Annotated in this window: 17 protein-coding genes and 1 riboswitch; of the genes, 4 read left to right on the top strand and 13 right to left on the bottom strand. The window is 71.5% G+C overall.

Going from position 1 to position 12475, the window contains the following annotated elements:
- Window positions 1-111: 111 nt before the first annotated feature.
- Window positions 112-621, top strand: a complete 510-nt coding sequence (locus AC07FJ_RS25775; RefSeq protein WP_479051674.1) for a MarR family winged helix-turn-helix transcriptional regulator — start codon at window positions 112-114, stop codon at window positions 619-621.
- A gap of 39 nt (window positions 622-660) precedes the next feature.
- Here AC07FJ_RS25775 and AC07FJ_RS25770 read toward each other — a convergent pair whose 3' ends face one another.
- The 4 genes from AC07FJ_RS25770 to AC07FJ_RS25755 all read right to left on the bottom strand — a co-directional run bounded on the left by AC07FJ_RS25770 (window position 661) and on the right by AC07FJ_RS25755 (window position 3141).
- Complete coding sequence (locus tag AC07FJ_RS25770; RefSeq protein ID WP_479051673.1) at window positions 661-1506, bottom strand: RNA polymerase sigma factor SigF; 846 nt, start codon at window positions 1504-1506, stop codon at window positions 661-663.
- 118 nt (window positions 1507-1624) lie between these two features.
- Window positions 1625-1972, bottom strand: coding sequence for an STAS domain-containing protein (locus tag AC07FJ_RS25765; protein ID WP_479051672.1), 348 nt, complete (start codon window positions 1970-1972; stop codon window positions 1625-1627).
- 32 nt (window positions 1973-2004) lie between these two features.
- A complete protein-coding gene (locus tag AC07FJ_RS25760; protein ID WP_479051671.1) occupies window positions 2005-2400 on the bottom strand; it encodes an ATP-binding protein in 396 nt (131 codons plus the stop codon).
- Between the two features lie 171 nt (window positions 2401-2571).
- Window positions 2572-3141: an HdeD family acid-resistance protein gene (locus AC07FJ_RS25755; protein WP_479051670.1), complete on the bottom strand. Its 570-nt coding sequence runs from the start codon at window positions 3139-3141 to the stop codon at window positions 2572-2574.
- 216 nt (window positions 3142-3357) lie between these two features.
- On the opposite strand from AC07FJ_RS25755, the gene AC07FJ_RS25750 reads away from it, so the two are divergent.
- A complete protein-coding gene (locus AC07FJ_RS25750) occupies window positions 3358-4071 on the top strand; it encodes a lysophospholipid acyltransferase family protein (RefSeq protein WP_479051669.1) in 714 nt (237 codons plus the stop codon).
- Window positions 4072-4077: 6 nt separating this feature from the next.
- On the opposite strand, the gene AC07FJ_RS25745 is transcribed toward AC07FJ_RS25750, so the two are convergent.
- From AC07FJ_RS25745 to AC07FJ_RS25710, 8 genes are all read right to left on the bottom strand, one after another.
- Window positions 4078-4473: a cupin domain-containing protein gene (locus AC07FJ_RS25745; protein ID WP_361420426.1), complete on the bottom strand. Its 396-nt coding sequence runs from the start codon at window positions 4471-4473 to the stop codon at window positions 4078-4080.
- 68 nt (window positions 4474-4541) lie between these two features.
- The gene (locus AC07FJ_RS25740) at window positions 4542-5363 is read right to left on the bottom strand and encodes an urease accessory protein UreD (protein ID WP_479051668.1); all 822 of its coding nucleotides are present in this window, start codon (window positions 5361-5363) and stop codon (window positions 4542-4544) included.
- Window positions 5360-6037: an urease accessory protein UreG gene (gene ureG / locus AC07FJ_RS25735; protein ID WP_479051666.1), complete on the bottom strand. Its 678-nt coding sequence runs from the start codon at window positions 6035-6037 to the stop codon at window positions 5360-5362. Before ureG ends, AC07FJ_RS25740 begins: the two co-directional genes overlap by 4 nt.
- A 16-nt stretch (window positions 6038-6053) precedes the next feature.
- Entirely contained in the window at window positions 6054-6716 is a 663-nt protein-coding gene (locus AC07FJ_RS25730) for an urease accessory protein UreF (RefSeq protein ID WP_479051665.1), read from the bottom strand.
- An 11-nt stretch (window positions 6717-6727) separates the two neighbouring features.
- Window positions 6728-8449: an urease subunit alpha gene (locus AC07FJ_RS25725; protein ID WP_479051663.1), complete on the bottom strand. Its 1722-nt coding sequence runs from the start codon at window positions 8447-8449 to the stop codon at window positions 6728-6730.
- Window positions 8442-8753: an urease subunit beta gene (locus AC07FJ_RS25720; protein WP_479051662.1), complete on the bottom strand. Its 312-nt coding sequence runs from the start codon at window positions 8751-8753 to the stop codon at window positions 8442-8444. Before AC07FJ_RS25720 ends, AC07FJ_RS25725 begins: the two co-directional genes overlap by 8 nt.
- Before the next feature lie 15 nt (window positions 8754-8768).
- Window positions 8769-9071, bottom strand: a complete 303-nt coding sequence (locus AC07FJ_RS25715) for an urease subunit gamma (RefSeq protein ID WP_355368514.1) — start codon at window positions 9069-9071, stop codon at window positions 8769-8771.
- A gap of 273 nt (window positions 9072-9344) precedes the next feature.
- Entirely contained in the window at window positions 9345-9548 is a 204-nt protein-coding gene (locus tag AC07FJ_RS25710) for a hypothetical protein (protein ID WP_479051661.1), read from the bottom strand.
- 660 nt (window positions 9549-10208) lie between these two features.
- Window positions 10209-10371: riboswitch (cyclic di-AMP (ydaO/yuaA leader) on the top strand.
- Window positions 10372-10375: 4 nt separating this feature from the next.
- Here AC07FJ_RS25710 and AC07FJ_RS25705 point away from each other — a divergent pair.
- On the top strand, window positions 10376-10855 hold the full coding sequence (locus tag AC07FJ_RS25705; protein ID WP_479051660.1) for a C40 family peptidase: 480 nt from the start codon (window positions 10376-10378) through the stop codon (window positions 10853-10855).
- Between the two features lie 69 nt (window positions 10856-10924).
- Here the strand turns inward: AC07FJ_RS25705 and AC07FJ_RS25700 are convergent, their stop codons facing one another.
- Window positions 10925-11356 carry an ATP-binding protein gene (locus tag AC07FJ_RS25700; RefSeq protein ID WP_361420449.1) on the bottom strand — a complete coding sequence of 144 codons (432 nt, stop codon included), beginning with the start codon at window positions 11354-11356 and terminating at the stop codon, window positions 10925-10927.
- 240 nt (window positions 11357-11596) lie between these two features.
- On the opposite strand from AC07FJ_RS25700, the gene AC07FJ_RS25695 reads away from it, so the two are divergent.
- Window positions 11597-12466: a helix-turn-helix domain-containing protein gene (locus AC07FJ_RS25695; RefSeq protein WP_479051659.1), complete on the top strand. Its 870-nt coding sequence runs from the start codon at window positions 11597-11599 to the stop codon at window positions 12464-12466.
- The last annotated feature ends 9 nt before the right edge of the window (window positions 12467-12475 follow it).

Here is a 12475-nt window from a genome sequence, read left to right as displayed (position 1 = left end):
ATGTACTGAACCGTCGGCCGGGCCTGTGGTGAGGTTTCGGCTCAGGAGTACTGAGGAGGGGTCATGTCGCGGAGACTGACAAGGCCGATGCGCGATGCCGCAGATGAGGGCATGCATTCCGAGACTCCCCCGGGCGGCGACCGGGATGCCGCCGCGCTCGCCGCCCGCGAGGTCATCGAGCTGCTCGAGGTGCTGTGGAACAAGGGCCGGGACATGGCCTCACCCGCCCCCGTCTCCTCCTCGCAGCTGCGGGTGCTGTACATCCTCGACCGCGATCAGCCCATCAACCTGCGCACCCTTGGAGAGGTCCTGGGGTCCGCGCCGTCTTCGGTGAGCCGGATGTGCGACCGCCTCAGCGCCCTCGGCTTCATCGAACGCACCCCCAGCGCCGCCAGCCGCCGCGAACTCGAACTCCGCCTCTCCAGCCGCGGCGAGAACTACCTCAAGAACCTCCGCGCCCGCCGCCAAGCAGCCCTGGCCGCAGTGCTCTCGGCCATGCCGGCCGCCCAGCGGGCGGCCCTCGCCACCGGCCTGAGCGGCTTCCGCCTCGCCCTCGAGTACGACGGGGCGTTGGAAGGCGAAAACGGCGGGGGCCATGCGGCCCCCGCCGAAACCGCCTGAGACGGCGTGGAGCCCATGGCCCCGTGAAGCACCCCGCGCTCAGTGCGAGGTGAGCATGCCCGTACGCAGACGCACGAGGATGCGTGTGAGCAGTCGGGAGACCTGCATCTGGGAGACGCCCAGCTGTTCACCGATCTGGGCCTGGGTGAGTTCCTCGACGAACCGCAGGTGGATGATGCGGCGCTCGCGTTCGTCGAGCTGGTGGATCAGGGGTGCCAGGGACTGGAAGTCCTCCACCAGTGCCATGCCCGGGTCCTCCGCGCCGATGAAGTCGGACAGGGCGGTGTCGTCGTCGTCGCTGTTGATCGCCCCGTCGAGGGAGGTGGAGTTGTAGCCGTTGGCGGCCAGCTGCGCTTCGACGACCTCTTCCTCGGACAGGTCCATCAGGGCGGCCAGTTCGCTGACCTTGGGGGAACGGCCGAGGCGGGTGCTGAGTTCTTCGGTGGCCTTGGCCAGTTCGACGCGTGCTTCCTGCAGGCGGCGCGGCACGTGGACGGCCCACGAGGTGTCACGGAAGAACCGCTTGATCTCGCCGACGATGTACGGCACGGCGAAGGTGGCGAACTCGACCTCCCGGGAGAGTTCGAAGCGGTCGATCGCCTTGATCAGACCGATCATGCCGACCTGCACGATATCTTCCATCTGGTCGCCGCGGCTGCGGAACCTGCCGGCGGCGTACCGGACGAGCGACATGTTCATCTCGATGAGGGTGTTGCGGGCGTACTGGTACTCCGGCGTGCCCTCTTCGAGAACCGTCAGCTTGTCGAAGAACATCTTCGACAGGGCCCGGGCGTCCTTCGGGGCGAGGCTGCCGGGATCCGTGATCTCGGGCAGCGCCTCGACCCCGGTCGGCGTTTCCGTTCCCCTCGCCACAACAGTCGTCATCGCCCTGTCCCCTCCCACATCACATCAGCACACGTTGTTCGAGCTCTGGCGAGCCAATGAGCCGCGCCTACCCCCACTTCGGCTTCCCATGCCACCCGAAATGGGCCGCGTTTTCGGCTCAGCTTTCCAGTGCTTCCTCCACGGTGCCGTACAGCGGGATCGCCTGGCCCAGGCCGACGAGCTCGATCACTCTGAGCACGGACGGCTGGGCGCTGGCGAGCCGGAGCCAGCCCCCGGTGGAGGTGGTGGCGCGCTGCGCCCGGAGGAAGGCGTTGACTCCCGAGGAGTCCATGAACGTCAGGGGGGACAAGTCCAGGAGCAGATTGCGCAGACCTTGCGCCTGGGCGGACGTGACTGCTTGCTCCAGTACGGCGACTCCGTCGTAGTCGAGCTGGCCGCTGATGGTGACGACGCCGACGCCGGCCGGCCGGGGCTCCACTCGTACCTGCACCCCAGAGGGTTCCATTCCCGCTTTCCTCCTCCGAACCGCGGTCTCGGTCACGTCAGTCTCAGGCACGCCCGTACGCGCTTCCCCGAAGGGATCGGCTCCACGTCCACGCTCTCGCACAGCGCGAGGACGATCTCCAGTCCATGCTGTCCCACCCTTCCCGGGTCGGGCGCGCGGGCGATCGGGGCCACCGCGTAGGCGTCCGATACGGCGATCTCCAGCATGCCGCGGGCGAGGGCCAGCTCCACGCGGCAAGGCCCCGCCGCGTGGCGTACGACATTGGTGACCAGCTCGCTCACCACCAGCCGGGCGTCCTCCACGGTGCGCTGCCCCATCGACACCCCCGCGTCCGCCTGCGCCCGCAGGAACGACGCGGTGAAGTCCCTCGCCGCCGCGATGGCACCGCGCGCGTCGGGGAAGGCCCGTGAGGCGGAGGCGGTTTTCACCCGGACCGGTCTGGTGGCCTCGAGGGAGGCCGTGCTGTCCCTACGCATAAGCGCTGCCCCCCATAAGCTCCTGGTCCCCTCGCCGGCCCTCTTCCTCCCGCGTCTTCCCGCATACGCGCCTTCCTAACCGGGCCGTTGCCGTCACCTCCCGGACACGGTGTGCGACGCCGTCTAAGCGTGCCGGGCATGCCGGGCGTGCCGCGCCGAGTGGGCGGCCGTGGTGGCGCCACGCAGCCGCCGGGCCGCGGCCAGCACCAGTGCGCCGGAGATCAGCGCGTAGACCCCGATGACCTGGGCGAGGGTGATCGCCCCCGCGCCGGGCCAGGCCCAGAGGAGAACCCCGGCGATCACGGAGGCCGCACCGGCGACGTACAGGACCCACTCGTGGTGCAGTTCACGACGGAAGCGCGCCGCTGCCCAGATCTCCGCGACGCCGGTGACCACCGCCCACGCGCCGACCAGGACGACCAGTGCCAGCGCGGTGACGCCCGGCCAGATGATGGTGATCATGCCCGTGGCGACGCCGAGCGCGCCGCCCACCGCGTGCGCCGCGCGGTGTCCCCGGTCGCCCTCCCGGCGGAAGGCACCGACCAGCAGGGCGACGCCGTCGACGAGCGCGTAGAGGCCGAACAGCAGAGCGAGCGCCAGCACCGTCACCCCCGGCCACATCAGCGCCACCAGCCCGAACAGCAGGGCCGCCACCCCCCGCATGACCAGCGTCCACAGCAGCTGCCTTCGCACATCCTCACCCTTCATCGCCCGGACAGGTCCGTCCCCATGTACCCCGCTCGGCGGGTCCCACCGCCCGGACAGCGGCCGGGCGCGGCCCGAACACGTCGGCGTCGACACGGGTACACGGCAGCACGGGCGAGGATCGGGTATAGGACAGGATGACTTTCCGATCCGTCATCAGGCACAGCTCCGAAGCCGTCCGGCAGAGTAGGGAGCCAACCCACGATGTTCTACTACGTGCTCAAGTACGTACTGCTCGGGCCGGTTCTCCGGTTGCTGTTCAGGCCGAGGACCGAGGGGCTGGAGCACATTCCGCAGCACGGCCCGGCGATCGTCGCGGGGAACCACCTGTCGTTCTCGGACCACTTCCTCATGCCGGCCGTGCTGAAGCGGCGCATCACCTTCCTGGCGAAGCGGGAGTACTTCACCGGTCCCGGGCTCAAGGGCCGGCTGACCGCGGCCTTCTTCCGCAGCGCGGGGCAGATCCCGGTGGACCGCTCCGGCAAGGAGGCCGGGCAGGCGGCGATCCGCGAGGGGCTGGGCGTGCTGGCCAAGGGCGAGCTGCTCGGGATCTACCCGGAGGGCACGCGCTCGCACGACGGCCGGCTCTACAAGGGCAAGGTCGGGGTCGCGGTGATGGCCCTCAAGGCCGGGGTGCCGGTGATCCCCTGCGCGATGGTCGGGACGTTCGAGATCCAGCCGCCGGGACAGGTCGTACCCAGGATCAAGCGCGTCACGATCCGCTTCGGCGAGCCGCTGGACTTCTCGCGGTTCGCGGGGATGGAGGACGAGAAGGCGGTGCTCCGCGCCGTCACCGACGAGATCATGTACAGCATCCTCGCCCTGTCGGGACAGGAGTACGTGGACGAGTACGCGGCCACGGTGAAGGCGCGTGAGACCGGGCAACAGGGCCGCAGGCTCCCCAGGTTGCGGCACTGAAATCGGCTAGGCCGGCTCCTCCGTGAGCCGGTACAGCTCGGGTACGGAGACCTTGATCGGTTCCTGGGTGGTCCGGGCGATCACGACGACCGCGGGCTCGTGCGGGTCGGGGTTCTCCTCACGGTGCGGGACGAACGGCGGGACGAGGAAGAAGTCGCCCGGGCCCCCGGCGATCCGCACCTCCCGGGTGCCGTCGTGGTAGACGAAGACGGGGTGGCCGCTCACGACGTAGATCCCGGCCTCCGAGTCGCCGTGGTGGTGGTTGTCCGTGGCGCTCAGCGGCGGGTTCACCACCATGCCCATCCAGAGTTTCTTCGACCCGACCGTGGAGCCGCTGATGGCGGCGTGGCCGTCCAGCTCGCCGGCGCGGACGTGGTGGACGCGGTTGTTGGGCGTGGACATGGTGCGGCCTCCTGGTTCTCGACGGCTTCGATGGCCCTGGCGGGCCTCGACGGGGACGAGGCTGCCGCTCAGGCCCCGGGTGCGCCAACTGTTGTTGCCGTTACGGCAACACGCCCGGGTCCCTCCAGGTGGGCCAGTGCCTCGTCCAGGACGCGCCGCAGGCGCAGTGCGTCCGGGGCGACGGCCGTCACCAGGGCCGCGGGCCCGGCCAGCGGGGTGAGAACGGCGGTCCCGCCCAGCGGGCGCGGCTCGACCGGCCGGTCGGCGAAGGCGGGGTCCACGACGAGGAGCTGCCCGACGGCGCGGTGCCCGGCGAGGACGGCCGGCCCGTCCCAGCCGCCGGGCGCGCCGGGGCCGTACGCCAGCTCCTGGTCCAGCAGGGCGCGCCCGGCTCGGCGCACGGTGAGGCGGGTGGCGAGGGTGCCGGGGGCCTCGCCGTGGCGGCCGAGGACCTGTTCCTCGCGCAGCACCAGCCGTGCAGAGTCGGCGAGTTCGACGGTCGTGCGCATGCGGAGGAGCGAGCCGTGCGCGGAGATCAGCTGCTCCGGCAGCCAGCGCAGCTCCGCGTCCCGGCCGACCGCCAGGCGGACGTCGTAGTGCGCCTCGTCGGCGACGCGGCCGGGCAGGGCGACCGTCGCGGCCGCCGAGTCCACGGTGAGCCGCGCCCCGTCCCGTACGTCCGCCTCGACGGCGAGCCGGTCGCCGCCCAGCGGGGCGGTCATCGCGCCGACGACGGTCACCCGGTGGTACGGGCCGGCGGCCCGGGTGCGGCGCAGGGCGAGCGGCCCGTCGCTCTGGAGGACCGGCAGCCCGGCGGAGGTGGCGACGATCCGGGCGGTGGCGACGACGCGCGGGCCGGCGGCGGTCCGAGGGGTGGCGTGGAGGCTCATGCGGTCCAGGCCGCGAGCCGCTCGCGCACCCAGGCGGCGACGGGCGCGACGCCCTGCTCGCCGGTGAGCGAGGTGAAGGCGACGGGCAGGTCGCCGCGTTGCTCCCTGGCGTCGCGGGCCATCCGCTCCAGGTCGGAGCCGACGTACGGGGCGAGGTCGGTCTTGTTGATGACGAGCAGGTCGGCGGTGGAGACGCCGGGGCCGCCCTTGCGGGGGATGTCGTCGCCGCCGGCGACGTCGATGACGAAGATCTGGGCGTCGACGAGGCCTTTGGAGAAGGTGGCGGTGAGGTTGTCGCCGCCGGACTCGACGAGGATCAGGTCGAGCGGGCCGACGGTGTCTTCGAGGTCCTCGACGGCTTCGAGGTTGGCGGAGATGTCGTCGCGGATCGCGGTGTGCGGGCAGGCGCCGGTTTCCACGGCCTGGATGCGCTCGGGCGGCAGGACGGCGTTGCGGAGCAGGAACTCGGCGTCCTCGCGGGTGTAGATGTCGTTGGTGACGACCGCGATGGACAGCTGGTCGCGCAGTGCGCGGCAGAGTGCGGCGACGGTGGCGGTCTTGCCGGAACCGACGGGGCCGCCGAGGCCGATGCGCAGGGCGCGGCGGGTGCCGTCGGGGCGGTGGGCGTCGGCGCTGACGGCGGCGGGGCCGTCGTGGGTGTGGTCGAGGTGCACGGGGAGCTCCTTGTGCTTACGAGGCGAAGAGGCGTACGGGCCAGGCGGCGTGCTGTTCGGCGGTGATGTCGAGCAGCGGCGCGGAGGCGGCGGGCAGCGCGTCGATGCCCTGCCGGGCGGCGTCCGCGGCCCGGGCGGCCACCTCGTCCATGGCGGGGGCGAGGCGGGCCAGCACGGCGGTGGCGTGGAAGGGGTCGAGGCTCAGCAGGCGGACGGCGGCCGTGGCGGGGCCGCTGACCGTCTCGTACGCGACGCAGTGCGCCGCGTCCTCGGGTCCGAGCCCGGCCGCCCGCGCGGCGATGCCCAGCACGACCGGCTGGTGCGCGCCGCGCGGGAACGCCCGGGCGAGCGCGTCGAGTTCCGGTCCCGGCCAGGTGGCGCGGGCGGCCCGCAGCATCTGGCGGCCGAGCTTGCGGGCGGTGGCGCGCAGCGCGGGCGAGGGGGTGCGGGCGTCGGCGGCCTCGTCCAGGGCGGCGGGGTCGACGCCGAGGGCGGCCGCGGCGGCCACACCGGCGGAGGTGAGGCCCGTGGTGTGCAGGCGGCCGCGGCAGAAGGCCTCCAGGTCGCGGGTGTCGCGGAGGCGCCCCGCCTTGACGGCCGGTTCGGCGCCGCCGGAGTGGGCGTGGCCACCGGCGGGGAACCGGCCGTCGGCGAGGACGAGCAGAGCAGCGCGGGACATCGGCGGCGACCTCAGAAGAGGAAGTAACGCTGGGCCATGGGCAGTTCGGCGGCGGGCGCCGGGTCGACCGGCTCGCCGTCGATCGTCACCGTGAAGGTGTCGGCGTCGACCTCGACGCGCGGCAGGGCGTCGTTCTCCCGCATGTCGGCCTTGGTGACGCCCCGGGTGCTCTTGATCGCCGTGAACCCCTTGTGCAGTCCGAGCCGTTCGGGCAGGCCGTCGTCGAGGGCGCTGTGCGTGACGAAGTTGTACGAGCCCGCCGCCGCGGCCCGGCCCAGTGCGCCGAACATGGGGCGGGGCATGACCGGCTGGGGGGTGGGGATGGACGCGTTGGCGTCACCCATCTGCGCGTACGCGATCTGCCCGCCCTTGATGACGGTCTGCGGCTTCACTCCGAAGAACGCCGGGTCCCAGAGCACCAGGTCGGCGAGCTTGCCGGTCTCGACGGAGCCGATCTCGTGGTCGAGGCCCTGGGCCACGGCCGGGTTGATCGTGTACTTGGCGACGTAGCGGCGTACGCGGTGGTTGTCGGCGCGGCCGTCGCCGGGAAGGGCGCCGCGGCGGCGCTTCATCACGTGCGCGGTCTGCCAGGTCCGCAGGATCACCTCGCCGACGCGGCCCATCGCCTGGGAGTCGGAGGAGATGATCGAGATGGCACCCATGTCGTGCAGGATGTCCTCGGCCGCGATGGTCGACGGCCGGATGCGGGACTCGGCGAACGCCAGGTCCTCGGGGACGGCCGGGTTGAGGTGGTGGCAGACCATCAGCATGTCGAGGTGTTCGTCGAGCGTGTTGACGGTGTGCGGGCGGGTCGGGTTGGTGGAGCTGGGCAGGACGTACGGCTCCGAGACCACGGTGATGATGTCGGGGGCGTGACCGCCGCCCGCGCCCTCGGTGTGGTACGCGTGGATGGTGCGGCCCGCGATGGCGGCGAGGGTGTCGCCGACGAACCCGGCTTCGTTGAGCGTGTCGGTGTGGATGGCCAGTTGGGCGCCGGTCTCGTCGCAGACGCCGAGGCAGGCGTCGATGACGGCCGGGGTCGCCCCCCAGTCCTCGTGGATCTTGAAGCCGAGGGCGCCGCCGCGCAGCTGGGAGTGCATCGCCTCGCGCGACATCGTGTTGCCCTTGCCGAGCAGGCCGATGTTGACGGGGTACGTCTCCAGCGCCTCGAACATCCGGGCGAGGTGCCAGGGGCCGGGGGTGACGGTGGTGGCCTTGCTGCCCTCGGCGGGGCCGGTGCCGCCGCCGACGAGGGTGGTGATGCCGGAGGTGAGCGCCTGTTCGGCGACGGTCGGCGAGATGAAGTGGATGTGCGCGTCGACGGCGCCCGCGGTGAGGATCTTGCCGTTGCCGGCGATGATCTCGGTCTCGGGGCCGATGACGAGGTCCGGGTGGACGCCGTCCATGGTGTCGGGGTTGCCGGCCTTGCCGATGCCGGTGATGCGGCCGTCGCGGATGCCGATGTCCGCCTTGACGACGCCCCAGTGGTCGATGACGACGGCGCCGGTGATGACGGTGTCCGGGGCGCCTTCGGCGCGGGTGGTGCGGGCCTGGCCCATGGATTCGCGGATGACCTTGCCGCCGCCGAAGACCGCCTCGTCGCCGGAGCGGCCGGGGCCGCCGGAGCGGTCCTCCTCGATCTCGACGAGCAGGTCGGTGTCGGCGAGGCGGATCCGGTCGCCGGTGGTGGGGCCGAAGAGGTCGGCGTACTGGGGGCGGGCGAGCTCAGCCATCGAGGGCACCTCCGGTCTGTCCGCGCAGGCCGGGGACGACGCGCAGGCCGGCGAGCGGGACGAGTTCCACGTCGACGGGGATGCCGGGCTCGAAGCGCACGGCGGTGCCGGCGGCGATGTTGAGCCGCAGGCCGCGGGCGGCGGGGCGGTCGAACGCGAGGCCCGGGTTGACCTCGGCGAAGTGGTAGTGGGAGCCGACCTGCACGGGGCGGTCGGCGGCGTTGAGCACGGTGAGGCGGGTGACGGGGCGGCCTTCGTTGAGGGGCACGGGCCCGTCGGCGTAGAGGATCTCTCCGGGGATCATCGGTGGCGGGCCCCGTCAGACGATCGGCTCGTGGACGGTGACGAGCTTGGTGCCGTCCGGGAAGGTCGCCTCGACCTGGACGTCGTGGATCATCTCGGGGATGCCCTCCATGACGTCGTCCCGGCTGAGCACCTTGCGCCCGGAGGCCATGAGCTCGGCGACGGTCCGGCCGTCCCTGGCCCCCTCCAGGATGTGCGCGGTGATGAGGGCGACGGCCTCGGGGTGGTTGAGCCTCACCCCGCGTGCCCTGCGCTTCTCCGCCACGTCGGCAGCGACATGAATGAGCAGGCGCTCCTGCTCGTGCGGGCTCAGTTGCACGTTTCACCTCACATGTTCCCGCCCGGCACGACCCCGGGCAGCAGCGGGACCCTATCCGGCTTCAACACTCTGTTGACCTGCGGAAACGATTGTGAGGGAGAGATATTTCAATCTCGGGCAGAAGTTTTTCCGGCACGTTAACTACGGCTTTGCCTGGCCATGGGACACGAGCGGCCGCCCACCGGGCCCGCAGCGCGGGTCGTATACGAGGTGCGGCCGCTCGCCGGGCGGTACGGGTGCGCCCGTGCCGCCCGGCGAGCCGCGGTGCCCGCCTCAGACGGCCAGGCAGCTCGCGCCCGGGACCTCCGAGGGCAGGGCGGGCGCGGCGGGGTCGACGATGGTGGTCAGGTCGGTCGCGCTGGTGGTGACGCAGTCGAGGACGGCGGTGGGGTCCGGCACCGCCACCGCCGAGGCGGTGGTGACGGTGGATCCGAGGAGTGCGATGGTTCCGAGGACGACGGCCGCGGTGCGACGCATACGGGTTCCCTCCCTGTGACGGGGTGACGGGGTCTGACTCGCCGGTTGGCTCGAGTCGGCCCCTGGCTACCCACCCCCACACCCCGGGTACGCGCCCGGTCACCCGCACGAGGACGAGGAAACGATCCCGCACGCCTCCGACCCCCGGAGCGGGGTTCAACCGGGCGCTCGCCGGGCGCACGGCCGCACCGCGGGAGCACTGCGTTCGACGCATGACCACGGGAGGGCGAGGCGCACACCCGGACGCTGGCGCGTGCGCCGTGAGTTCTCGATGGCGAATGTCTGGCTGCGCGGGTGACGCTCCCTCAGGAGCCCGCCTGATGAGGGATTTCGGCGTAGCACGGATGGGCGCAGAAGGGCCGAAGAGCCACCCTCGTTCGGCGTACGCAAACGAGGGAATTACGCACTGTACGAGTTGCGCCCATGGTGTACGCATCTGGCGGAACATCACCTTCCGCCGCTGGTCCACGGATCATCAACCAGCCGTCGCGTCGCACCAAAACGCCTCTGTCCACTCGAATGGATCAGTCGTGAGGAGCCTCACAAACTTCCGTTTCGGCTCGGAATTTCGCCCTGTCATGGGTCAAGATCCCTTCGACGACAAGCCCCCGCCGCCGCGGCGGGGCGGTCCGGGCGGACGCCGAGTCCTGCCGCCGTCCGGACGACTGGTCGACAGGAGTGGATCGGCAGGAGTGGAGGACCCAAGCAGTCCGGGGCGAGCGCACCATGGCCGCCCCTTGGGGTGAAGCCGCGTCAGCGGCCGGGCAACTTCGCCAGCCCGAACCCGACAGGTCATCCTTCACAGGCGGCTGACGAAGGGTTGCGCTATGACCGCGCAGATTCATGTCCCGTCTCTGCTGTCCCGAGCCGGTGCCGTCTCGGCACTGACGCTCGCCGCCGTCGGCGGCACCATGCTGGCGCCGGGCGCCGTCCCCCAGGCCGAGGCCGCCGCCGCGACGCACGCCACGAAGGCGCTGAACATCGCCGCGTCCAAGAAGGGCTCCCCGTACGCGTACGGGGCAGCGGGCCCCTCCCGGTTCGACTGCTCCGGCCTCACGCTCTACTCGTACAAGAAGGCCGGCAAGACGCTGCCGCGCACCGCGCAGCAGCAGTACAACAAGACCCGCCACATCTCCACGTCGCAGCGGCAGAAGGGTGACCTGGTCTTCTTCCACTCCGGTGGACGCGTCTACCACGTGGGCCTGTACGCCGGGGACAACAAGATCTGGCACTCACCGAAGTCGGGTTCGGTGGTCAAGCTCGACCGCATCTGGTCGAAGTCGGTCTACTACGGGCGCGTGCGCTGACACGAGAGCTCGTACGCCCCGTACCGCACGACCGGGCGGTACGGGGCCGCCGCCGTACCGGGCGCGTGCTCAGCCCCGGACGGGGACGGACCAGGGCAGGGCGATCCACACCGTCTTGCCGCCCTCACCGGTCGGAGTGACCGTCAGGCGGCCACCGCGTTCGGCGGTGAGCCAGCGGATGATGACCATGCCGCGGCCGTTGTCCTGCTGCACGGCCGCGGGCAGGCGCTGCGGCCACCGCGGGTGGCTGTCGGTGACACCGATGCGCAGCTGTTCGTCCCGTTCCAGCCGGATGTCCACCGTGAAGGTCGGTGACTGTCCGAAGGTGTGCTGGACGGCGTTGGTGGTGAGCTCGGAGACGATCAGCCGTACCGCGTCCGCCGTGTCGGACTCGGCCGGCAGGCCCCATTCGGTAAGAACGTCCGCCACGTATCTGCGGGCTGCGGAGACCGAGGCTGGATCGCTCGGCAGAGTGACGGATGCTTCCTGGTGGTCTGCCATGGCGACGCTGTCCCTTTCCCACCGGGGCCGGACTCCGACAGGGAGCGGATGTTGTGCGAGGACGGCCTCGGATTGCGCTTCGCGCCAGAGTGCCACTTATGTCGCCCCGGGTGGGGCCGATCCCCCAAGATATGCATATATCTGTCGCTCGAAGCGGTGAACCCTGCTACGCGAGAGCGGTTCCGGCGGGCAGACTGGCGGGTTGGTCCAGCGTTCCGGAGGGCGGGAGGTGGGGCTGTCGTGCGGGGCACGCGGCACGGTCCGGCGGTGCGGCGCCGCAAGCTCGGCGAGGAGTTGCGGCGGCTGCGCCTGAGAGCCGGGCTCACCAGCCGGGACGCGGCCCGGCTCGTCGGCTGGCACCAGTCGAAGGTCAGCCGGATCGAGACGGGTGCCAGCGGGGTGACGGGCGAGGACGTGTCACGGCTGCTCGACGCCTACGGCGTACGCGAACCGCGCCAGCGCGCGCTGCTGGAGGCCCTCTCCGGCGCGGCCGCGGACGGCGGCGGCACGGGCTGGTGGCACGCGTACCGGGGCGTGCTGCCGCCGCAGTACCAGGACTTCATCAGCCTGGAGTCGCAGGCGTGCGCGGCGCGCACACTCGAGACCTCGGTGGTGCCGGGCCTGCTGCAGACGGCCGACTACGCGCGGGCGGTGACGCGCGCGGCGCTGGACGGGCTGCCGGTGACGGCGGTCGACTCGCTGGTGGAGGTGCGGCTCGCCCGCCAGGAGGTGCTGTTCGGTGATCCGCCGCTGCGCCTGGAGGCGGTACTGGACGAGGCGGTGCTGCGGCGGCAGGTGGGCGGCCCGGGGGTGATGCGGGCGCAGCTGCGGCGGTTGCGGGAGTTGGCGGACCTGCCCCATGTGCGGCTCCAGGTGCTGCCGTTCGCGGTGGGCGGGTACGTCGGCCTCTCCGGGCCTTTCGTTATTTTCTCCTTCGCGAACATGTCTGATCTGGATGTGGTGGTTCTCGACCACTTGACGAGTAGCCTCTATCTCGAACGCACGGAAGACCTCGAGGCGTACAGCGCCGCGTTCCGCACCATGCAGGCGCACGCCCTGACGCCCGAGGAGTCGGAGGAACTCATCGCCGGGATCGGTGACGGCGCGTAGGGAGAGGCA

It is taken from the genome of Streptomyces sp. NPDC045998 (assembly GCF_056430285.1).
The sequence above is the reverse complement of the archived record's forward strand: the minus strand, read 5'-3'. Positions and strand labels throughout refer to the sequence as shown.

Bases quoted from the DNA above. Each gene is read 5' to 3' on its own strand.
- AC07FJ_RS25775 (WP_479051674.1), top strand. From the start codon at position 112: ATGCATTCCGAGACTCCCCCGGGCGGCGACCGGGATGCCGCCGCGCTC.
- AC07FJ_RS25770 (WP_479051673.1), bottom strand. From the start codon at position 1,506: ATGACGACTGTTGTGGCGAGGGGAACGGAAACGCCGACCGGGGTCGAG.
- AC07FJ_RS25765 (WP_479051672.1), bottom strand. From the start codon at position 1,972: ATGGAACCCTCTGGGGTGCAGGTACGAGTGGAGCCCCGGCCGGCCGGC.
- AC07FJ_RS25750 (WP_479051669.1), top strand. From the start codon at position 3,358: ATGTTCTACTACGTGCTCAAGTACGTACTGCTCGGGCCGGTTCTCCGG.
- AC07FJ_RS25745 (WP_361420426.1), bottom strand. From the start codon at position 4,473: ATGTCCACGCCCAACAACCGCGTCCACCACGTCCGCGCCGGCGAGCTG.
- AC07FJ_RS25740 (WP_479051668.1), bottom strand. From the start codon at position 5,363: ATGAGCCTCCACGCCACCCCTCGGACCGCCGCCGGCCCGCGCGTCGTC.
- AC07FJ_RS25730 (WP_479051665.1), bottom strand. From the start codon at position 6,716: ATGTCCCGCGCTGCTCTGCTCGTCCTCGCCGACGGCCGGTTCCCCGCC.
- AC07FJ_RS25725 (WP_479051663.1), bottom strand. From the start codon at position 8,449: ATGGCTGAGCTCGCCCGCCCCCAGTACGCCGACCTCTTCGGCCCCACC.
- AC07FJ_RS25720 (WP_479051662.1), bottom strand. From the start codon at position 8,753: ATGATCCCCGGAGAGATCCTCTACGCCGACGGGCCCGTGCCCCTCAAC.
- AC07FJ_RS25710 (WP_479051661.1), bottom strand. From the start codon at position 9,548: ATGCGTCGCACCGCGGCCGTCGTCCTCGGAACCATCGCACTCCTCGGA.
- AC07FJ_RS25705 (WP_479051660.1), top strand. From the start codon at position 10,376: ATGACCGCGCAGATTCATGTCCCGTCTCTGCTGTCCCGAGCCGGTGCC.
- AC07FJ_RS25700 (WP_361420449.1), bottom strand. From the start codon at position 11,356: ATGGCAGACCACCAGGAAGCATCCGTCACTCTGCCGAGCGATCCAGCC.